The sequence below is a fragment of the Buchnera aphidicola (Sarucallis kahawaluokalani) genome, assembly GCF_005080725.1.
GTDB lineage: Bacteria > Pseudomonadota > Gammaproteobacteria > Enterobacterales > Enterobacteriaceae > Buchnera_L > Buchnera_L aphidicola_AF.
Genome location: NZ_CP032999.1, coordinates 278,840 through 300,267, shown reverse-complemented (window position 1 = coordinate 300,267; position 21,428 = coordinate 278,840). Strand labels below are relative to the sequence as shown.

Annotated in this window: 21 protein-coding genes and 1 tRNA gene; 13 read left to right on the top strand and 9 right to left on the bottom strand. The window is 24.8% G+C overall.

Going from position 1 to position 21,428, the window contains the following annotated elements; translation table 11 throughout:
- Nucleotides 1–15 precede the first annotated feature (15 nt).
- From trmD to D9V78_RS01330, 5 genes are all read right to left on the bottom strand, one after another.
- Nucleotides 16–753, bottom strand: coding sequence for a tRNA (guanosine(37)-N1)-methyltransferase TrmD (gene trmD / locus D9V78_RS01350; protein WP_158350688.1), 738 nt, complete (start codon nucleotides 751–753; stop codon nucleotides 16–18).
- A gap of 44 nt (nucleotides 754–797) precedes the next feature.
- Nucleotides 798–1,298, bottom strand: coding sequence for a ribosome maturation factor RimM (gene rimM / locus D9V78_RS01345; RefSeq protein ID WP_158350686.1), 501 nt, complete (start codon nucleotides 1,296–1,298; stop codon nucleotides 798–800).
- 31 nt (nucleotides 1,299–1,329) lie between these two features.
- Nucleotides 1,330–1,581 carry a 30S ribosomal protein S16 gene (rpsP, locus tag D9V78_RS01340; protein ID WP_158350684.1) on the bottom strand — a complete coding sequence of 84 codons (252 nt, stop codon included), beginning with the start codon at nucleotides 1,579–1,581 and terminating at the stop codon, nucleotides 1,330–1,332.
- 55 nt (nucleotides 1,582–1,636) lie between these two features.
- Entirely contained in the window at nucleotides 1,637–2,968 is a 1,332-nt protein-coding gene (gene ffh, locus D9V78_RS01335) for a signal recognition particle protein (protein WP_158350682.1), read from the bottom strand.
- Between the two features lie 82 nt (nucleotides 2,969–3,050).
- The gene (locus tag D9V78_RS01330) at nucleotides 3,051–4,190 is read right to left on the bottom strand and encodes a chorismate mutase (protein ID WP_158350680.1); all 1,140 of its coding nucleotides are present in this window, start codon (nucleotides 4,188–4,190) and stop codon (nucleotides 3,051–3,053) included.
- Nucleotides 4,191–4,406: 216 nt separating this feature from the next.
- Here D9V78_RS01330 and rplM point away from each other — a divergent pair, with 216 nt between their 5' ends.
- Both rplM and rpsI read left to right on the top strand, forming a co-directional pair.
- Nucleotides 4,407–4,835, top strand: coding sequence for a 50S ribosomal protein L13 (gene rplM / locus D9V78_RS01325; protein WP_158350678.1), 429 nt, complete (start codon nucleotides 4,407–4,409; stop codon nucleotides 4,833–4,835).
- Nucleotides 4,836–4,851: 16 nt separating this feature from the next.
- Complete coding sequence (gene rpsI / locus D9V78_RS01320; RefSeq protein ID WP_158350676.1) at nucleotides 4,852–5,244, top strand: 30S ribosomal protein S9; 393 nt, start codon at nucleotides 4,852–4,854, stop codon at nucleotides 5,242–5,244.
- A 117-nt stretch (nucleotides 5,245–5,361) separates the two neighbouring features.
- Here the strand turns inward: rpsI and cgtA are convergent, their stop codons facing one another.
- From cgtA to D9V78_RS01300, 4 genes are all read right to left on the bottom strand, one after another.
- Nucleotides 5,362–6,366, bottom strand: coding sequence for an Obg family GTPase CgtA (gene cgtA / locus D9V78_RS01315; RefSeq protein WP_158350674.1), 1,005 nt, complete (start codon nucleotides 6,364–6,366; stop codon nucleotides 5,362–5,364).
- A gap of 103 nt (nucleotides 6,367–6,469) precedes the next feature.
- Complete coding sequence (gene rpmA / locus D9V78_RS01310; RefSeq protein ID WP_158350672.1) at nucleotides 6,470–6,739, bottom strand: 50S ribosomal protein L27; 270 nt, start codon at nucleotides 6,737–6,739, stop codon at nucleotides 6,470–6,472.
- Nucleotides 6,740–6,760: 21 nt separating this feature from the next.
- Nucleotides 6,761–7,078, bottom strand: coding sequence for a 50S ribosomal protein L21 (gene rplU / locus D9V78_RS01305; RefSeq protein WP_158350670.1), 318 nt, complete (start codon nucleotides 7,076–7,078; stop codon nucleotides 6,761–6,763).
- Nucleotides 7,079–7,324: 246 nt separating this feature from the next.
- Nucleotides 7,325–7,594 carry a BolA/IbaG family iron-sulfur metabolism protein gene (locus D9V78_RS01300; RefSeq protein ID WP_158350668.1) on the bottom strand — a complete coding sequence of 90 codons (270 nt, stop codon included), beginning with the start codon at nucleotides 7,592–7,594 and terminating at the stop codon, nucleotides 7,325–7,327.
- A gap of 135 nt (nucleotides 7,595–7,729) precedes the next feature.
- Between D9V78_RS01300 and greA the strand changes: the two genes are divergently transcribed.
- The 11 genes from greA to D9V78_RS01245 all read left to right on the top strand — a co-directional run bounded on the left by greA (nucleotide 7,730) and on the right by D9V78_RS01245 (nucleotide 21,214).
- On the top strand, nucleotides 7,730–8,206 hold the full coding sequence (gene greA, locus D9V78_RS01295; RefSeq protein ID WP_158350666.1) for a transcription elongation factor GreA: 477 nt from the start codon (nucleotides 7,730–7,732) through the stop codon (nucleotides 8,204–8,206).
- Nucleotides 8,207–8,293: 87 nt separating this feature from the next.
- Nucleotides 8,294–8,920, top strand: a complete 627-nt coding sequence (locus tag D9V78_RS01290; protein ID WP_158350664.1) for an RlmE family RNA methyltransferase — start codon at nucleotides 8,294–8,296, stop codon at nucleotides 8,918–8,920.
- Between the two features lie 50 nt (nucleotides 8,921–8,970).
- Nucleotides 8,971–10,809, top strand: a complete 1,839-nt coding sequence (gene ftsH, locus D9V78_RS01285; protein ID WP_187306100.1) for an ATP-dependent zinc metalloprotease FtsH — start codon at nucleotides 8,971–8,973, stop codon at nucleotides 10,807–10,809.
- A gap of 520 nt (nucleotides 10,810–11,329) precedes the next feature.
- Nucleotides 11,330–11,415, top strand: a tRNA-Leu gene (locus D9V78_RS01280).
- Nucleotides 11,416–11,611: 196 nt separating this feature from the next.
- Nucleotides 11,612–12,904 (top strand): transcription termination factor NusA, encoded by a 1,293-nt coding sequence (gene nusA / locus D9V78_RS01275; protein WP_158350662.1) that lies wholly within the window; start codon nucleotides 11,612–11,614, stop codon nucleotides 12,902–12,904.
- Nucleotides 12,905–13,060: 156 nt separating this feature from the next.
- Nucleotides 13,061–15,517, top strand: a complete 2,457-nt coding sequence (infB, locus tag D9V78_RS01270; RefSeq protein ID WP_158350660.1) for a translation initiation factor IF-2 — start codon at nucleotides 13,061–13,063, stop codon at nucleotides 15,515–15,517.
- 33 nt (nucleotides 15,518–15,550) lie between these two features.
- Entirely contained in the window at nucleotides 15,551–15,943 is a 393-nt protein-coding gene (gene rbfA / locus D9V78_RS01265; protein ID WP_158350658.1) for a 30S ribosome-binding factor RbfA, read from the top strand.
- A 35-nt stretch (nucleotides 15,944–15,978) separates the two neighbouring features.
- On the top strand, nucleotides 15,979–16,893 hold the full coding sequence (gene truB / locus D9V78_RS01260) for a tRNA pseudouridine(55) synthase TruB (protein WP_158350656.1): 915 nt from the start codon (nucleotides 15,979–15,981) through the stop codon (nucleotides 16,891–16,893).
- Between the two features lie 47 nt (nucleotides 16,894–16,940).
- On the top strand, nucleotides 16,941–17,201 hold the full coding sequence (gene rpsO / locus D9V78_RS01255; RefSeq protein WP_158350654.1) for a 30S ribosomal protein S15: 261 nt from the start codon (nucleotides 16,941–16,943) through the stop codon (nucleotides 17,199–17,201).
- A gap of 191 nt (nucleotides 17,202–17,392) precedes the next feature.
- Nucleotides 17,393–19,423 carry a polyribonucleotide nucleotidyltransferase gene (gene pnp, locus D9V78_RS01250; RefSeq protein WP_410051745.1) on the top strand — a complete coding sequence of 677 codons (2,031 nt, stop codon included), beginning with the start codon at nucleotides 17,393–17,395 and terminating at the stop codon, nucleotides 19,421–19,423.
- Nucleotides 19,424–19,570: 147 nt separating this feature from the next.
- Entirely contained in the window at nucleotides 19,571–21,214 is a 1,644-nt protein-coding gene (locus D9V78_RS01245) for a DEAD/DEAH box helicase (RefSeq protein WP_158350650.1), read from the top strand.
- The last annotated feature ends 214 nt before the right edge of the window (nucleotides 21,215–21,428 follow it).

Here is a 21,428-nt window from a genome sequence, read left to right as displayed (position 1 = left end):
ATTCCATTTAATTGATCAAAATAAATTATTTTTTTTAATTTTCTTTAAAATTTTTTTTTGTTCGTTTGATAAATGAATTTTTTGCAATAAATCTGGTCTTTTCAACAAAGTGTTTTGTAATGCATACTTTGTTTTCCATTTTTTTATAGATTTATGATTACCCGATAATAGTACATTTGGAACAGTATGACCTTCGAAATCTGCAGGGCGTGTATAATGAGGATGATCTAATAGTCCTGTATGAAATGATTCTTCCTGTATAGAATATATATTTAATAATCCAGGTACCAATCTAGTAATTGCATCGATGATAATCATTGCAGGTAATTCTCCACCTGAAACAATATAATCTCCAATCGACCATTCTTCATTAATATAATTTTTTATAATACGTTCATCTATTCCTTCATATCTACCGCAAATTAGTATTATACCAATATGTTTAGCTATTTTATTTATTATATTTTGATTAACTTTTTTACCCTGAGGAGATAAGTAAATTACAATAGTATCTTTGGGAGAAAATTTTTTTGCTGTTTGAATTGCAGATTTTAATGGTTGTGCACTTATAACCATACCTGGTCCTCCTCCATAAGGATGATCATCGATTTTTTTATTTTTTTTTTTAGAAAAATCTCTTAAATTCCAGATATTAATAGAAATGATTTTTTTTTGAAGTGCTTTTTTAATAACACCATAATTTATGATATTATGAAACATGTTGGGAAATATAGTAATAACACCGATCCACATTTTTATCCTATATTTATGTTATATAAATTCATAATTTTTTATATTTATATATTTAATAAAATAGTTTGCATATTTATATTAATTTTTTTAATAAAAATTTTTTCTATAAAAGGAATTAAAATTTCTTGATTTTTTATGCTGGGTTTTTGAATAACTAATATGTCATTTTTTTTTGTTCTTATAATTTTAATTACTAATCCAATATATATATTTTTTTTGTTAAATACTTTACACTGGACAATATGATGCCAATAGTATTCGTATTCTGTTAATTTAGGTAATTGTTTTTTTTGAATAGCAATCATACTATTGGTAAGTATTTTAGCTGTATTTCTATCGTTAATATTTTTGAGTTTAACAATAATTTTTGTATTGTATACTTTTTTACACTCTAAAAAATGTTTTGTCCATGTATTGTTTTGTTTTATATACCAAGGTTGATATTTTAAAATTTCTTTTTTTTTTTCAGTATAAGAAAAAATTTTATTCCAACCGAGAATACCATGTACAGAACCAATTTTTCCAATAATTAATAAATTATCCATTTTATTTAATATGTTAAATGGTGAGTGTATTTTATATATCTATTTTTTTATGTTTTTTTATTAACTGTTGTATTGTTTTAGTTAATTGTGCACCTTGTTTAATCCAGTAATTTATTCGTTGATAATCTACAGATATTTTTTGTTGTTTATTTTTTTTTTTTGGAGTAAAAAAACCAATTTTTTCGATAAATTTTCCATCTCTAGGGCATTTACTATCAGCTACGATAATTTTATAAAATGGGTTTTTTTTAGAACCCTGTAAAGATAATCTAATTTTTACCATATAATCCTCTGTAATATTATAAAACATTTTATATTAAAATATATTATGAATATGATTAAAATATATTCGGTAAAATATTTTTGAAATATTTAAATAAGTTGTTTGTTTTGTTTGTTTTGATTTTTTTCATAATTTTTTTTAAGGCATAAAATTCTTTTAATAATTGATTAATTTCTTGAATAGTTGTTCCTGATCCTTTTGAAATTCTTTTTTTTCTTGAATTTTTTATTATTTTTGGATTTTTTCTTTCATTAGGTGTCATTGATTCGATAATAGCTGTAATACATTTTATTTTTTTTTCATGTTTTTTATTACTCTTATAATTTAAATTTTTTATAGGTATATTAGATATAAATTTATTTATACTTCCTATATTTTTTATTTTTTGAATTTGTGATTTAAAGTTATTTAAATCAAATGTTTTATTTTTAATTAGTGTATTTTTTTTTTGATTAGATATCTTTTTATCTACATCTTCAATGATTGTAATAATATCTTCCATACCTAATATTTTTGAAACAATTTTTTCTGGGTTAAATATAATAAATGATTTTATTTTTTCTCCAATACTAATAAATTTCACTGGTTTTTTTGTAATATAACCTGCAGATAATGCAGCTCCTCCTCTAGTATCACTATCAATTTTTGTCAGTATTAATCCAGAAATATTTAAATATTGATTAAATGTTTTTGCTGCATTAATTGCGTCTTGTCCCATCATGGAATCAATTACAAATAACGTTTCGTTTGGATTGGTTATTTTTTGTATTTGATGAATTTCTTGCATCATATATTCATCAGTATGTACCCGACCAGCAGTATCTAATATTAGTACATCGTATGATTTTTTTGCTTTTTTTATAGAATTATTGCAAATTTTTAATGGATCATTAATATGATTATCGTTATAATATTGAATATTTGCTTTTTTTGCTATGGTTTTTAATTGTTCCATAGCAGCTGGTCGATAAATATCAGTAGATGCAACTAAAACATTTTTTTTATATTTTAAAGATATAAAATGACCTAATTTTCCAACTACACTTGTTTTACCTGATCCTTGTAACCCAACGATTAAAATTATACTGAGTTGTTTTTTAGGTAAATTTATGCAATTATAGTTATTACTTAAAATGAATATTAATTCTTGTTTTAATATTTTTATAAATTCTTGTCCTGGAGTCAAGTGTAGGTTAATATTTTTTCCGATGATCGATGTCTTAATTTGATTAATAATTTTGTTGATTACTGCTAATGCTACGTCAGCTTCTAATAAAGTAATGCGAATTTTTTTTAACATATCATGTAATTTTTTTTCTGTAATTCTTCCATATCCGGAAATATCTGTAATAATTGATATAAATTTTTTTGCAAGGTTAGTAAACATAATTATTATCTCAATGAATTATATTATTAAATTTGTAGATAATATTAATACTATGATTATTTATTATTTTTCCTTCAATAGATTATGATATGTTATATACAGGATAACACCCTAAAATTTTTACTGATATATTTTTTTTTTGTAGTAGTGTTAATATTTTTTGAACATTTTTTTGTTCAATGTTTTCGTTAATTTCTAAGTATATTTTTTCTTTAAAATTTTTTTTATTATATAATTCAGATTGTAATTGTACGACAGATATTTTTTGGATATATAATATCATAATAATTTGAAATAATAGAATTTCTTGGGTTTTTAAAAGTAATGTTGTTTTATTACATGAAAGGTTTAATAGAGTAGTTTTTTTTGTAGATAATATTAAAAATCTTGTAGTATTATTAGTACAATTAGATATTTTTTTAAATATTATATTTAATTGATAAATTTTTGCATTACATTGATCACCAATTGCAGCAGTATCATTTGTATGATGATTAGAGATCATTTGCATGGCTTCAGCAGTACTTTTTGTATACCGAAGATTCCATTTGTTAAATTTTTTAATAAATTTACTACATTGTTGCAATGCTTGGTGATGGCTATAAACATTTTTAATATTTTCTATCTGAGTATTTTTTTTTACTAACAAACAATGCTGAATTGGTAAATAACATTCACCTACAATATTAAATTTTTTTTGACATAATAAATTATATACTTCATGAATAAATCCCGAAGAACTATTTTCTATGGGAACAATTGCATATTCAGATTTTTTTTTCTCAAGAGAAGAAAACATGTCTCGGAAATTATGATATTGATGTAAAATATAATTTTTTTGATATTTTTTTAAAAATTTCATACTTATAATATATGAGTATGATCCACAAGGACCAAGACAACAAAATATTTTTTTTGGTATATTTTGATGTTGTATTGATTTTTTTTTTACTATATTTTGAATTATTACAGAATCTGTGACAATAATATAAAATATTTGTTTTATATATTCTTTAGGAAGTTGATACATTTTTCCAATTTGATAGAGTTCTTTGAGTAATTCCTTTTCTCTAATCTTGTCTTTAATTGGAAGGTTATTGATTATTTTTTTTTTTCCAATTTTTATTGCTACTTTTCTTCTTTTAGATAATAATTGAAGTATTAATTCATCAATTTCATTTATTTGATGTCGTAATTTTAATAATATTTTTTTTGTTTGCATAATACATATACCAAATATTTTTTAATTAATTATATTATATTTTTATACATGTAATTAAATCGTATTTTTTTATTTTTTTACATATTTTAAAATATTGATTATCAGTTTTTTTTGTAACATTTTTACATATTGTAAAATTATTATAACATATTTTATTTTTTGAAAATATATTAATATATTTCGTTTGTTAATAGTACCTCACGTATAAGGAAAGATATGAAAAGTCCTATAGTTAATGCTAATTTTGTTAAGAAGAATTGGTACTATGTAGATGCTAAAAATCAAATATTAGGTAGATTTGCATCAAAAATAGCACATTATTTACGAGGTAAACATAAAATTGAATATACACCTCATATAGATATTGGAGATTTTATTATTGTTTTAAATGCAAAAGATGTTATTGTAACTGGAAATAAAAAAATTCAAAAAATATATTATAGACATACTGGTTATATTGGTGGAATTAAAAAATTTTCTTTTCAAGATATGTTATTAAAAAATCCAACAAAAGTTATTAAAATTGCTGTAAAAGGTATGTTACCTAAAGGTATCTTAGGAAATTCAATGTTAAAAAAATTAAAAATTTATGCCCACAACACACATAATCATAGTGCGCAACAACCAAAATTTTTAAATTTATAAATAGGAGACATTAATTATGAATAATTATCAAAATTATGCTACCGGCCGTCGAAAAAGTTCCTCGGCGCGTGTTTTTTTTAAATTTGGCACTGGTAATATTATTATTAATAAAAAAGATTTATTGAAATATTTTCCTCTTGAAACTGCTCGTATGGTAGTTTTACAACCTTTACAAGTGACAAATATGTTAAATAAGTTTAATTTTTATATTACTGTAAAAGGTGGAGGAGTGTCTGGTCAAGCCGGAGCAATTAGGCAAGGTATTACGCGTGGTTTAATTGAATACGACGAAATTTTTAGAAAAGTATTACGAGATTCTGGTTTTTTAACACGTGATTCACGTCAGGTTGAAAGAAAGAAAGTTGGATTAAGAAAAGCAAGAAAAAAACCTCAATTTTCTAAACGATAAAATTTTTTATTATTTTTATATTTTAATATTTTGAAATCCGGAATAGATATCCGGATTTTATATTTATAAATTTTGATTTATTGTTTGATTAAAAATATTATTTTTATTTGGCTAGATTTATTTTTTTTTTAAATATTTCAATAATAATTTGCATAATTTCTTGGTTCCGATTTTTTTTTTAGCGGAAATAAAAAATATTTTTCTTTTAATTTGAATTTTATTTTTTATGGAAAAAATTTTTTTTATTATATCTTTTGTATTATATTTGTCGATTTTATTGAAAATGAACCATATTGGTTTATTAAATATATTATTACTATATTGTTTTAATTCTGTTTCTATTATATGTATATTTTGTATAATCTGAGGTATATTATCTGTAAAATCAATTAGCTGTAGTAATATTTGGCATCTTTTTATGTGTTGTAAAAATTTTATTCCTAAACCAATACCTTTTGATGCTCCGTGAATTAAACCTGGAATATCTGCTACAATAAAACTATCTTTATTATCAAATGTAACAGTACCTAGCGTAGGTATAAGTGTAGTAAAGGGATATGTATCAATTTTTGGTTTTGCTTTTGTAATTGATCTTACCAAAGTTGATTTTCCAGAATTAGGTATACCGATTATTCCAACATCTGCAATTAATATGAGTTCTAATTTAAGATATAATGTCTCTCCCGTAGTACCTTTTGTTTTGTAATATGGTGTTCTATTCACCGATGATTTAAATCTTGTGTTACCTACACCTTTTTTCCCTCCTTTTGCAATAAGTATTTTTTGATTGATATAAATTAAATCAGCGATAATTTCATTTGTCAGGTTATTAATAACGCGTGTTCCACATGGAACATATATGATTTTATCGGATCCTTTTTTTCCCGATTTATTTTTCGATTGTCCCGATTGTCCATTTTCAGCAAAAATACTTTTTTTAAATCTATAATCGATTAATGTATTTATATTCTGGTGTGTTTGAATCCATATATTTCCTCCATTTCCGCCATTTCCGCCATCTGGCCCTCCTTTTGGCTCAAATTTTTCTCTTCTAAAATGTATACAGCCATCTCCTCCATTACCTGCTGTTACTTGTATTTCTATTTGATCAATAAATTTCATTTCGAATATCTCTTAAAAACTATTTTTTTTAATTATAATTGTTTAGACTGTTCTCCCCCCTTTATTTATTTTTAATAAAGGAGTATTTTAATATCATATTTTATCAATTTGTATTATCTTTAGAAATAATACTAATAAATTTTTTATTTTTTTTGCCTGCGATTTTAAATTGTACTATTCCATGTTTAAGCGCAAATATTGTATAATCTTTCCCTAATTTCGTGTTGTTTCCCGGATGAAATTTTGTACCCCGTTGTCGTATTAAGATTGATCCCGCAGAAGCATACTCTCCCCCAAATTTTTTTACTCCAAGTCTTTTGGACTGTGAATCTCGTCCATTTCTAGTAGAACCACCTGCTTTTTTTTGTGCCATATTTTACCTTATTAGAATTTCTTAATTTTTAGTAATAATATCAATAATTTTAATATCTGTAAAATATTGACGGTGTCCTTGTTGTTTTTTATAGTGTTTTCGTCTTTTAAATTTTATAATTTTTATTTTTTTTTTTCTTCCATGTTGTACAATTGTTCCGATAATACTACTTTTTGAGATATTTGGTGTTCCAATGGTTACTTTTTTATTTTTTACTATCATTAGTATATTATTTATATTGAAATTTTTTCCTATTGCACATTCAATTTTTTCTAATCGTATTGTTTTTCCTGGTTGTGCTTGATATTGTTTACCTCCATACTCAAAAATTGCGTACATAAAAAATTCCTTTTGTAAATTGAAAATATTTTTATTAAATAGTATTCTGGATAAGAAATATTTTAAATAATTTTATTGTATGATTAAAATAATATTAAATGAATATTTTTGTATCATATAAATCATGTCAATACTATATAAAAATTTATACATGTTTAGTCATAAAATATATTATCTTTATGAAAAATAATATTTTATTAGAATTATTTTATTTATTCAGTTTAGAATTTTATATAAAATGACATATTATATGTTTGTAGTATCATTTTTTTTATTTTTTTTGGATTTATACCATTCTTCCGGTGTAAATGTGTCTATGGTAATAGCATGAATTTTTTTTTTTATAATATAACATGTTAATGGCTGGTATATAATTTTTTGTCTTTCAAGATTTGTAAGATGATTAAATATTTCTCCTACTGCAATGATATGTATATAATTTTTATCACCTGTTAAATACAATTCTTTGAGTTGTACATGTTTTTGAAGATGTAATTTTAAAGTATCTATGTTCATGTGCTTATTGTATTAAGTAATTAATGTTGATGTTTTATTTTAACACGATATCTGATTTAAAATTATTTATATACTATTAATTTTATTTATTATATAGGTTTTTATTATCAAATTATTTATAAGGAAATATATTTTATGAATAAAATTCCGATGACAGTACAAGGAATTGAGAAACTTCATGCAGAGTTAAAACATTTGAAAAATGTTGTTCGTCCAAAAATTATTTATGCTATTGCAGAGTCAAGAAAACATGGTGATTTAAAAGAAAATGCTGAATATCATGCAGCTAGAGAAGAACAAGCATTTTGTGAAAAACGTATTAAAGAGATTGAATCTAAATTATATCATGCTCAAGTTATTGATATTAAAAATATTAAATTTAATGGGACAGTAGTTTTTGGATCTACTGTAAGTGTATTAAATCTAAAATCAAAGCAAAAATTTGTTTTTTGTATTGTTGGTGATGATGAATCGAATTTTAAGAATGGTTTAATTTCAGTTAATTCACCTATTGCAAGAAGTTTAATTGGTCATAAAGTGTCGGATGTTGTTATTGTAAATACTCCTTCTGGTAAAATGAAATATGAAATATTAAATATAAAATATATTTGATTATTATAAACATGATATGAACAAATTATAATTTTTCTTTTTTATTTTGGTATAACATCATTAGAAATATTACATAAAATTATTTATATGAAAAAAAGATATTCCTCAAGTTCTAAACGTTGGCTGTTTAGAAATTCTAAAGATCAGTTTGTACAACTTGCACGTCGCAATAATTTACGTTCTCGTGCATGGTTTAAATTACATGATATACATGTAAAGTATAATTTATTTACTCGTAGTATGTGTGTTATTGATTTAGGTGCTGCTCCTGGTAGTTGGTCCAAATATTCTAAAAATATTATTGGAAATAATGGATATATTATAGCATGTGACATTAATTTTATGCATTCTATTCCTGGTGTATATTTTTTACAAGGCAATGTTGCGGATAAAAAAATATTTAAAAAATTATTAGATAAAAAAAATTATAAAAAAATAAATTTAGTTATGTCGGATATGTCACCAAATATTACTGGTATATCTTCCATAGATATACCTAAGTCAATTGCTTTGTCTCAATTAGCAATGAACATAGCAATACGTACTTTACATAAAGGTGGAACTTTTTTAGTAAAAGTATTTCAGGGAATTGGTTTTGAAGATTTTTTAAAACAATTAAGTGTTTTTTTTAATATTATAAAAATCTGTAAACCGAATGCTTCGCGTGATTGTTCTCGTGAAGTTTTTATTTTAGCACGGGATTTTAAAAAATAATATGTACTCGTTTTTTTTAAAATAATTGCAATTGTAATGAGGTTAATATCTTGCGAGATATATTTAAGAGTTTATTATTTTGGTTAGTAATATTCATTTGTTGTATTGGTGTATTAATTGGATTAAATATTAATATCAATAAAACACATAGTATTGATTATACTACTTTTTTATCCGTAATTAATAAAAATGAAATCAAGAAAGTTCGTATTAATGGGAATTATATTAGTGTAGTTAAAAAAGATAATAGTAGATATACAACGTATATTCCTATACATGATCCAAAATTATTAAATAAATTATTATCCAAGAATGTTATTATTTCTGGCGTACCTCCAAAACAGCCAAGTATATTATTTTCTATATTTATCTCTTGGTTTCCAACGTTATTATTAATAGGCGTCTGGTTATATTTTATGCGTCAAGTAAAAAATAATGTTGGTAGAGGGATCAGTTCATTTGGTAAAAGTAAGACTCGTATATTTGCTGATAAAAATATTAAAATTACTTTTTCAGACGTAGCTGGTTGTGATGAAGCTAAAGAAGAAGTGCGTGAATTAGTAGAATACTTAAAAGAACCAAAGAAATTTCAAAAATTAGGCGGGAAAATCCCGAAAGGAATATTAATGGTTGGTCCTCCTGGTACTGGAAAAACATTACTTGCAAAAGCTATTGCAGGAGAAGCTAGGGTATCATTTTTAACATTATCTGGATCAGATTTTGTTGAAATGTTTGTTGGTGTTGGTGCCTCTCGTGTGCGTGATGTATTTAATCATGCAAGAAAAATTGCTCCCTGTATAATTTTTATTGATGAAATTGATGCTGTTGGTCGACAACGTGGCAGCGCGTTTGGTGGGGGGAACGATGAAAGAGAGCAAACATTAAATCAAATGTTAGTAGAGATGGATGGTTTTGAAGGAAATGAAGGTATTATATTAATTGCTGCCACTAATCGTCCCGATGTTTTGGATCCGGCGTTATTAAGACCTGGTCGTTTTGATAGGCAAGTAATAGTATCTTTACCTGATATTCGAGGTAGAGAGAAAATTTTGAAAGTACATACAAAAAATGTTCCTTTATCTTCTGATGTTGATATTATGGTTATTGCTCGTGGTACTCCCGGTTTTTCTGGAGCAGATTTAGCAAATTTAGTGAATGAATCTACATTATACGCTGCACGTTTTAACCAAAAAGTTGTGTCTATGTTACATTTTGAGTACGCAAAAGATAAAATGTTAATTGGTACCGAAAGACGTTCTATGATAATGACTGAAATACAAAAAGAATTGACAGCATATCATGAATCTGGTCATGTTATTATTGGGAGATTAGTCCCCGAACATGATCCTGCTCATAAAGTTACTATTGTTCCTAGAGGACGCGCTTTAGGAATAACATTTTTTTTGCCTGAATCTGATGTTATCAGTTTAAGTAGAGAAAAAATAGAAAGTCAAATCTCAACATTATATGGTGGACGATTAGCTGAAGAAATTATTTATGGTACAGAAAAAGTTTCTACGGGATCTGTTAATGACATTAAAATAGCGACAAAATTAGCTCGTAATATGGTAACAAAATGGGGATTTTCAGAAAAATTGGGTCCATTATTATATACGGATAATGATGATAATGATATGGTTTTTAATAACATACTACCCAAAGCAAGGCATATTTCTGATTTTACAGCGAGTATCATTGATCAAGAAATTAAATTATTGATTGATAAAAATTATAATCGTGCAAAAAAAATATTACAAGATAATTTAGATATTTTACATGCTATGAAAGATGCATTAATGAAATATGAAACAATAGATGCTATGCAAATTGATGATTTAATGAATAGAAAAAGAGTACGTACACCTATTAATTGGGACCAGACTGATTAAATTGTTTAGTGATTATTTGCAACATATTTTTAATAATATTTTTATAATAATTTTTAATATATATTCATATATTTATTTTTTTATGATTATATTAATACCTACTATTATTTTTTTTTTTTTTTTTTGAATATTAGTAATAGTAGGTAAATAATTTAGTTTAAAAATATTATTTTACATTTTTATATATTTTTATTTCATTAGGGAAAAATTACAAAAATGTATCAATTATATTTATTTATTTTTATTTTTGTTTGTTTGTCGTTGGTTATCTTAATTATGTTAAATCCTGTGAGTTATAATCATTCATACTATTTTAGTAAATATAATACGAAATTTAATATTCTAAATTTTTTTTATCGTGATTCTATATTAAATACATTTATTAAAATTTTTATTATATTATTTTTTATATTAAGTATTATTTTATGCGTTGTTCATATATAACATTTTCTAATATATAACATATAATATATTGAAAAATTTTTGTATGATATAATAACAATTATATGTATTTTGTGAAGCCGAGATGGTGAAATTGGTAGACACGCTATCTTGAGGGGGTAGTGCTATAATTGTAGCATGTGGGTTCAAATCCCACTCTCGGTATGATTTTTATATATTGTATTTAAAAATTAGTATATTAAATATGAAAAATTTTTCATGTTGATATATATATATTAATTCTGAATAATCGTTAAATCATATAATATTTGAGATACTAACAAGAGTATAATACAATATTTTATAAATACAATTTACCTAAAAATTTTTATAAAATATTGTATATCTTGAGGTTTATATAATGAGTAGAGAAATTTTATCCGTAGTACAATTAGTATCACGCGAAAAATCATTACCCCGTGAAAAAATATTTGAAGCGTTGGAAACTGCATTAACTATAGCAACTAAAAAACAATATATACATGATATTGATGTTAGGGTGAGTATTGATCGTAATAATGGTGATATTAATACATTTCGTAGATGGATGATAGTAGATTACGTTATTAATCCAGAACGAGAAATTACTTTACAAGAAGCACGTTATAATAATCAATTTGTACAAATTAGTGAGTTTATAGAAAATAAAATTAAATCAATTGATTTTGATAGAATTTCTACTCAAGAAGCTAAGCAAATTATTATTAATAAAGTAAGAGAAGTAGAGCGATGTATGATATCAAATAAATTTCATGATTATAAGGGTAAAATTATTCAAGGTACAGTAAAAAAAATTAATCATGATTTTATGATTCTAGATGTGGGTAATTCTATTGAAGCAATTTTTTTAAAAAGAGATTTATTACCAAAAGAAAATTGGGCAATTGGAGACCGTGTGCGAGGAGTGTTATATGAAATTAGATCTAATGCAAACGGTGTCCAATTGTTTTTAAGTCGATCCCGAGCTGAAATGTTAATCGAATTATTTCGGATTGAAGTACCAGAGATTAACCGAAAATTAATTATTATTCAGGCTATTGCTAGAGAACCAGGAATACGTTCTAAAGTGGCTGTTAAAACTACCGATAAAATAATAGACCCAGTTGGTGCATGTGTTGGTATGCGGGGAGCAAGGGTACAATCTGTATCTAAAGAAATGAGTGGAGAAAGAATAGATGTAATTTTATGGAGTAACGATCCAGCTCAATTTGTCATCAATGCTATGGCTCCAGTACGTGTAGTCTCTGTTATTATACATAAAAATGTACATGCTATGGATATTATAATTAAATCTAAAAATTTAGCGCAGGCTATTGGTAGAAACGGGCAAAATATTAGACTTGCAGCACAATTATGTGGTTGGGAGTTAAATATTATGACAATTAATGATTTGCAAAATAGGAGTCAATCTGAGATTAATAAAATTCGTGCTTTGTTTAATAAATTTTTAAATTTAAATAATAGAATTATTAATATTTTAATATACTCTGGTTTTTCTTCTTTACCAGAATTAGTATGTACACCATGTCATGTATTAATGAAAATTCAAGGAATGAATTTTAAGATTATACATGCTGTACAAGAACAGGCGGATAATTGTTTAACATATTCATTAATTACAGGTCATGGTAGTTTTTTTGATAGGATTTTTTAGTGTTATATATATAATAATTTAAATTATGAAATTTTATTTACTTTAAATATGTATAATAAATTTTTTTTGTATTACTATTTTATTGAAATATTTTTGTTATGAGATTTTTTATTATATTTTTTAATATATAAATTGATGTATACTATAAGGAATTATATGAGTAGTATTACTGTACAATCTTTATCATGTGAAATGAATATTACTATTTCTGAATTAATCAAAAAATTTGCTTATCTCGGTGTCATAAAAAAAAAAAATGATTATGTCAGTCTTCAGGAAAAAAAGTTGTTATTACATTATTTATCTTCGAGAAATGAACTGTCATTATCCATGATTCAAAAAAAAAAAATATCTAATGTAATTAATAGAGCAATGAAAACTATAAAAGATCAATCTAAAAAAAATAAATTGCAACAAAAAGATTTTCATCAGGATAATGTCAACCAATCCGGCTATCAAGTTATTTCTGATGGAAGTAATAGATTATTACATTCTAAATATGATAAATCTTCTAAAAATAATGTTTTAAACAATAAAAATATGTTTGTAAAATTAGATAACAAAAATATTAAGAATAAAACTATTATAAATACTAAAAAAAATATTACTATCATGCCAAAAAAAAATAAAATTAATTTATCAAATCAATTAACAATACAAAAATTTTCTTCTTTAAATAATATACAAAAAAATTCTAATTTACGTGTACTAGATGATGCAAATAAATCTATTAAATATAATAACTTTCGTTACAAAAAAAACAACATTAAAAATAAAAATCAAAAGAAATTCTTAAAAAATAAAAAATTTACTTTTTTAAATCAAAATTTTATTAAACCAAAACAATCTATTACTAAAAATATTGTAATTAATAAACAGATTTCAATATCAGAATTGTCGAATAAGATGGCAATAAAAAGTGCTGAGTTAGTTAAAAAAATTGTAGAAATGGGTTATACGGTTACAATAGATCAAATCATTGATCAAGAAACTGCACAAATTATTATAGAAGAAATGGGTCATAAAGCAATTTTAATAAAAGATAATTCTTTAGAAGAATCGATACTTCAAGAGCATCAAGTTATCCATAAAAATTATGTTAAAAAATCTAGACCACCTGTTGTTACAATCATGGGACATGTTGATCATGGTAAAACTTCTTTATTAGATTATATTCGTTCTACAAGAGTGGTTAATAATGAATTTGGAGGAATTACACAACATATTGGAGCTTATTATGTAACTACCAAATATGGAACTATTACTTTTTTAGATACACCAGGACATGCTGCATTTACATCCATGCGAGCTAGAGGAGCGCAAATTACTGATATTGTTGTATTAGTTGTAGCAGGAGATGATGGGGTAAAACCACAAACTATAGAAGCAATACAACATGCAAAATTAGCAAAAGTTCCTATATTAGTTGCAATTAATAAAATTGATAAAAAAGAAGTAAATATTGAAAAAATTAAAAAAGAATTAGCAGAACATGATATTTTGCCAGAGGAATGGGGAGGTGAAAATATTTTTGTTAATATTTCATGTGTTACCGGTGAAGGAATTGATAATTTATTAAATGCAATATTATTACAATCTGAAATATTAGAGTTATCAGCTGTATCATCAGGTTTAGCTAGTGGTGTAGTGGTTGAAGCACGTCTTGATAAACATTGTGGACCAATGTTAACTATTTTAATTCGATCTGGTCAATTAAAAAAAGGTGATATTATATTATGTGGATTACATTATGGTAAAGTACGTACTATGAAAGATTCTTCTGGAAATAAAGTTAAATCTTCTGGTCCATCTATTCCTATAGAAATATCCGGATTATCTGGAATACCAATGAGTGGAGATGTTTTTTATGTTGTGTCCAGTGAAAAAAAAGCTCGTGAAATTGCTTTATATCGTAAAAATAAATATCGAGATAATAAATTATTAGATCCAAAAGAATTAAATATAAACAATATGTTTAATCAGTTAAATAAAAACAATATCTCTATATTACACATTATCTTAAAAACTGATGTTAAAGGATCTTTAGAAGCGATTTCTAATGCTATTTTTTATCTATCTAATGAAAAAGTTAATATTAAAATTGTTAGTTCTAATGTGGGTAATATTACAGAAACTGATGTTTCTTTAGCGGTTGCAACGCATGCAATTATTATTGGATTTAATGTACATACAAATGTATTAGCTAAACGATTGTTAAAAACAGAACGTGTAGAAGTATACTATTATTCCGTAATATATCACTTAATTGATGCGATAAAATTAATGGTTTCTAATATGATGACTCCACAATATAAAACATTAATTAAAGGATCTGCAGAAATTAGAGATATTTTTAATCCAGGAAAATCTATTTTTGTTGCTGGTTGTATGGTTACAAGTGGTATTATTAAGAGAAAATACTCTATTCATATTTTAAGAAATAGTCAAATAATATATAAAGGTGAATTAGATTCTTTACGTCGTTTTAAAGAAGATGTACAAGAAGTAAGTTCTGGAAAAGAATGTGGTATTGCTATAAAGAATTATAATAATATTTCTATTGGTGATGTTATACAATCTTTTAAAGTAATAAAAATAAAACATGTACATTAAATATTATAAAAATTATTATTGATATATTGACATATGAAATTATTGCATAGATGTTCTAGAAAACGTTCGTATCGGTCGATACGTGTATCTGAAGAATTAAAAAAGGCAATATCAAAGATTTTTCAAAATTATTTTCACGATCCAAGAATTAGTTTTTTTATTACAGTATCCATGGTGCAGGTGTCGAAAGATTTATCCTGTGCAAAAATTTTTGTTAGTTATATAAATTGCAATGAATTTTTAAAAAATAATATTCAAGTTAGTAATACACAGGTAATTTTAGATGTTTTACAGAAATCATCTGGATATATTCGTAGTATTTTATGCAAATTAGTAAAATTACGTAAAATACCAGAATTAATTTTTTATAGTGATACTTCTTTAATAGAAGGTATAAAAATTTCTACTTTGCTCAAAAAAATATAAATTATATAAAATATTTATTAAATATAAATTTAATCATGATCATCCAAAATATTCATGGTATGTTATTACTTGATAAGCCTTCAGGTATTTCATCAAACCAGGTATTACAAAAAATAAAACACATGTTTTGTATTAAAAAAGCAGGTTATGTTGGTACTTTAGATCCACTAGCTACAGGATTACTACCTATTTTTTTTGGTGAAAGTACAAAAATTTCAGAATATTTTTCAAATTCTAAAAAAAAATATTATACTGTAGCTAAATTAGGTGAAACTACTACTACTTATGATTCTGAAGGTATAGTATTAAAATCTAGAAAAGTGAATTTTTCAAAATTAGAATTATTAAAAGTATTGCATATATTGCGATATAAAAATACTCAAGTTATACCTAGTTATTCTGCTGTCAAATATAAAGGTCGTCCTTTGTATACCTATGCTAGAAGAAATGTGTCTGTACCAAAGATGATACGTAGTATTCAAATTAATCAATTAAATTGTATAAAATATAATAATCAATTTATTAAGTTAGAAATTGTATGTTCCAAAGGTACCTATATTCGTTCTATCATAAACGATTTAGGAGAATTATTAGGTTGTGGTGCACATATTGTTGAATTACGAAGATTAAAAGTACACAATTATAGTATCATGCATGCTATTACTTTTAAACATTTAAATTATTTATTTCAAAAATATTATAAAAATGCATATTTTTATAAATTTTATGAATATTTGATTCCTTTCAAGCAATTGTTTTTTCAATTACCTGAAGTAATATGTACGAATAATATTATTATAAAACATATCAAAAATATAAATTATTTTTTTAATATAAATATTTCTCAAATTTTTAGAATAACTTTTTACCATAAAAGTACAATATTTGTTATAGGAAGAATAGATCAAACAGGAAAATGTATTTCATGTAGATTATTAAATATTTCATAAAGTATATTTTTATACGGTATTTAATAAAATAAAGGAAATAAAGATTTATGAAAAACCTTAAAAAAAAAATTATATTAACATATAGTACTAATATCAAAAATACAGGGTTATCAGAAGTACAAATTGCTATGTTAAGCGCACGAATTAATTTTTTAAAAAAACATTTTGATATACACCAAAAAGATTTTTCTAGTAAGAGAGGTTTGTTAAAAATAGTATCTCAAAGAAGAAAATTATTGAATTATTTGAAAAATACTAATACTATTCGATATAATAATATTTTAAAAAAATTAGAATTACGTCATTAAAAACACTGAATTATAAAAAATATTTTGATAATAATAAATACAAAATAATTACATTATTTCATAAAAAGAGCTACTGCTCTTTTTATGCGTTTTTAAATATTTCGATATAAAAAATAAGGATTGTTACTTTGTTAAATTCTACTATTAGAAAATTTCAGTATGGTAAACATACTATTACTTTAGAAACAGGTATGATAGCCAGACAAGCAACATCTTCGGTTATGATTACTATGGACGATACGACTGTATTTGTAACTGTAGTAGGAAATAAAAAAAATTCTTTAAATCAAAAGTTTTTACCACTCAATGTAAATTATCAAGAACGTACATATGCTGCTGGTCGCATACCAGGAGGTTTTTTCCGAAGAGAAGGACGACCTAGTGAAAGTGAAATATTAACTGCACGACTAATTGATCGTCCAATCCGACCGTTATTTCCAAAGGGATTTTTTCATGAAGTACAAATTACTGCAACAGTAGTATCGGTGAATCCACAAATTAATCCTGATATTGTTGCAATTATTGGAGCATCAACAGCATTAAAATTATCTGGTATTCCATTTTTTGGACCGATTGGGGCAGCAAGAGTAGGATATATTAACAATCAATATGTTTTAAATCCTACTATAGATGATATGAAGAATACAACACTCGATCTAATTGTTTCAGGAACAAAAGATGCTATTTTAATGGTGGAAGCAGAAGTAAATTTATTGAACGAGGAACAGGTATTACATGCTATTTTATTTGGACATCAACAACAACAAAAATTGATTGAAAATATTTGTTTATTTGCAAATGATGTTAATATTACGCCATGGGATTTTGTAATTCAAGATATTGAAAAACATGAATTATTTAATTATATTTTGAAATTTTGCAAATTTGATATTTTGCAAACATATCAAATTTTTCATAAAAAACAAAGACGTAATAGATTAGAGATCATTCGTTATCATGTTTTACAGAAATTAGTATCTCTAGGTATTATTTTTATTATATCTGAAGTGGAAAATATTTTATATCATATTGAAAAAAAGATTGTTCGTCGTAGAATTTTAGATGAAGAATGTCGAATTGATGGAAGAAAACACGATATGATTCGGGATTTAGATATTAGAACTGGTATTTTACCTAGAGTGCATGGCTCCGCGTTGTTTACAAGAGGGGATACACAATCTTTAGTATCTGTAACTTTAGGTACTACACGAGATGCGCAAAATTTAGATGAATTATTAGGAGATAGAATAGATAATTTTTTATTTCATTATAATTTTCCGCCTTATTCTGTAGGTGAAATTGGAATAGTTGGATCTCCAAAAAGAAGAGAAATTGGTCATGGTAAGTTAGCAAAACGTAGTATGTTAGCTGTAATGCCAAAAGTAGAAAAATTTCCATATACAATTCGGATCGTTTCTGAAATTACAGAATCTAATGGATCATCTTCTATGGCTTCAGTATGTGGAGCCTCTTTAGCATTAATGGATGCTGGTATTCCGATACGATCAGCTGTTTCAGGCATAGCGATGGGATTAATACAAGAAAAAGATCGGTATATTGTTTTATCAGATATTTTAGGTGATGAAGATTATTTAGGTGATATGGATTTTAAAGTTTCTGGGACAGAGGTTGGTATTACTGCATTACAAATGGATATGAAAACAACAGGAATTACATATGATATTTTAAATGATGTTTTATTTCAAGCTAATAAAGGAAGAATACATATTTTAAATATCATGAAACAATCTATTAGTATTCCAAGAAGTAAAATTTCTGAATTTGCTCCTAGGATTCATACTATGAAAATTAATCCTGAAAAAATTAAAGATGTTATTGGAAAAGGTGGTTCAATTATTAGAATGCTAACAGAAGAAACAGGTACAACTATTGAAATCCAAGATAATGGTATTATTAAAATTTCTTCTACTATTGAAAAACAAGCAAAAAATGCCATTAAACGTATTCAGGAAATCACTTCTGAAATTCAATCGGGAAAAATATATAGTGGAAAAGTTGTACGTATTACCGAATTTGGAGCATTTGTGTCCATTGGTATTGGAAAAGAAGGTTTAGTACATATTTCTCAAATAGCCAATAAAAGAGTGGATAAGGTAACAGATTATTTAAGTATTGAACAAAAGGTTTTAGTAAAAGTACTAGAAGTAGATCGACAAGGTAGATTAAGATTAAGTATTAAAGCTGCACAACAAAAATTCTAAAAAATATGATTTTTATATATTATTAAAAAATACATTTTTATATTAATTATATGAAATACATGTGTAATTTTTTTTAATATATAAAAATGTTTTTATATTTATTAATATAAATTATGTTATTAAAATTTTATAAGGTATGTATATTACATGATTCAAAATAATGATTCATTTTTAAATTTTGGTTTAAATATTCCAATTATAAAAGCATTAAATGATATGAAATATATACAACCATCTCCTATTCAAAAATTGTGTATTCCCTATCTTTTGCTTGGTAAGGATGTTTTAGGTATGGCACAAACTGGAAGTGGAAAAACTGCTGCGTTTGCATTGCCGTTATTGAATAATATTACCATAAACTTAAAACGTCCGCAAATATTAGTATTAACACCTACAAGAGAATTAGCTGTACAAGTTGCAAAAGCGTTTGTATCTTTTTCAAAATATATGGTCCATGTTAAAGTATTAGCACTATATGGTGGTCAAAGGTATGATATACAACTAAAAATATTAAGAACAGGCCCACAAGTGATTGTAGGTACACCAGGGAGATTATTAGATCATTTAAAGAGAAGTACTTTAAATTTATCACATTTGAGATCTTTAGTTTTAGACGAAGCGGATGAAATGTTAAGGATGGGATTTATTGAAGATGTTGAAAATATTATGCTGAACATTCCAAAAAAACACCAAACAGCATTATTTTCTGCAACTATGCCTAAAGCTATTAAAAATATTGCTCGAAAATTCATGGTTTTACCTAAAGAAATAAAAATTAAATCTAGTATTACTACACAACCAAATATTAAACAAAGTTATTGGATTGTTCGTGGAAAAAAAACTGACGGATTGATACGATTTTTAGAATTAGAAGATTCTTCTGCTACGATTATTTTTGTACGTACTAAAAGTGCTACTTTAGAAATTGCAGAAGTTTTAGAACGTTTTGGATATAATAGTTCTGCTTTAAATGGTGATATGAATCAAAATCTCAGAGAAAAAACTTTAGAGCGATTAAAAGATGGAAGGTTAGATATTTTAATTGCAACGGATGTTGCTGCACGTGGATTGGATGTAGAAAGAATTAATTTAGTAATTAACTATGATATTCCTATGGATGTTGAATCTTATGTACATCGTATTGGCCGTACAGGTCGTGCTGGTCGTATGGGACGTGCATTATTATTTGTAGAACATCATGAACGTAGATTATTAAAAAATATTGAACGTTACATAAAGCAACCTATATTACAAGTAGAATTACCAAATATAAAATTATTAAGTCAATATAGAATAAATAAATTTTATAAAAAATTATTAATAGAATTAGAAAGTAAAGATTTAGATCAATATTGTACGTTATTAAAAAAATGGAGTATAGATAATAAATATGATATATATATGTTATCTGCTGCATTATTGAAAATTGCTCAAGGAGGACGCCCATTATTTTTTAAAATTAATAATTCTGTAAATTGTAGATCAAGTATAAAAAATCATAAAAAAAAAATAATAACATCTTCATTTAGAGGGAATAAAATTAAAGATAATATGTATTTATATCGTATCGAAGTTGGACATCATGATGGTGTTGAAGTTAGACATATTGTTGGAGCGATTGCTAATGAAGGACGTATTAGTAGTTATAAGATTGGTAATGTAAAAATTTATCTTAAATATTCTACTGTAGAATTATCGAGTAGTTTATCAAAAGATGTTTTTAAGCACTTATTACATACACGAGTTTTGAACAAACCTATGAAAATTACATTATTTCAGCATAAAAAATAAATTTATTTTAGGTTAATATAAAGAGTTTTGATAAATTTTTATATTAAAAGATAATGTAAATTATCTATAATATAATAGTTTTGATAAATGTATAAAATATGTTTAGCATTCTATGCCACTGTGTGGCATATTTTTAATGAATTTTCAATACAATTTTATATTTATTTTTATATTTTTTATTTATCTTGATATTTTTATATATTTTGATTATATC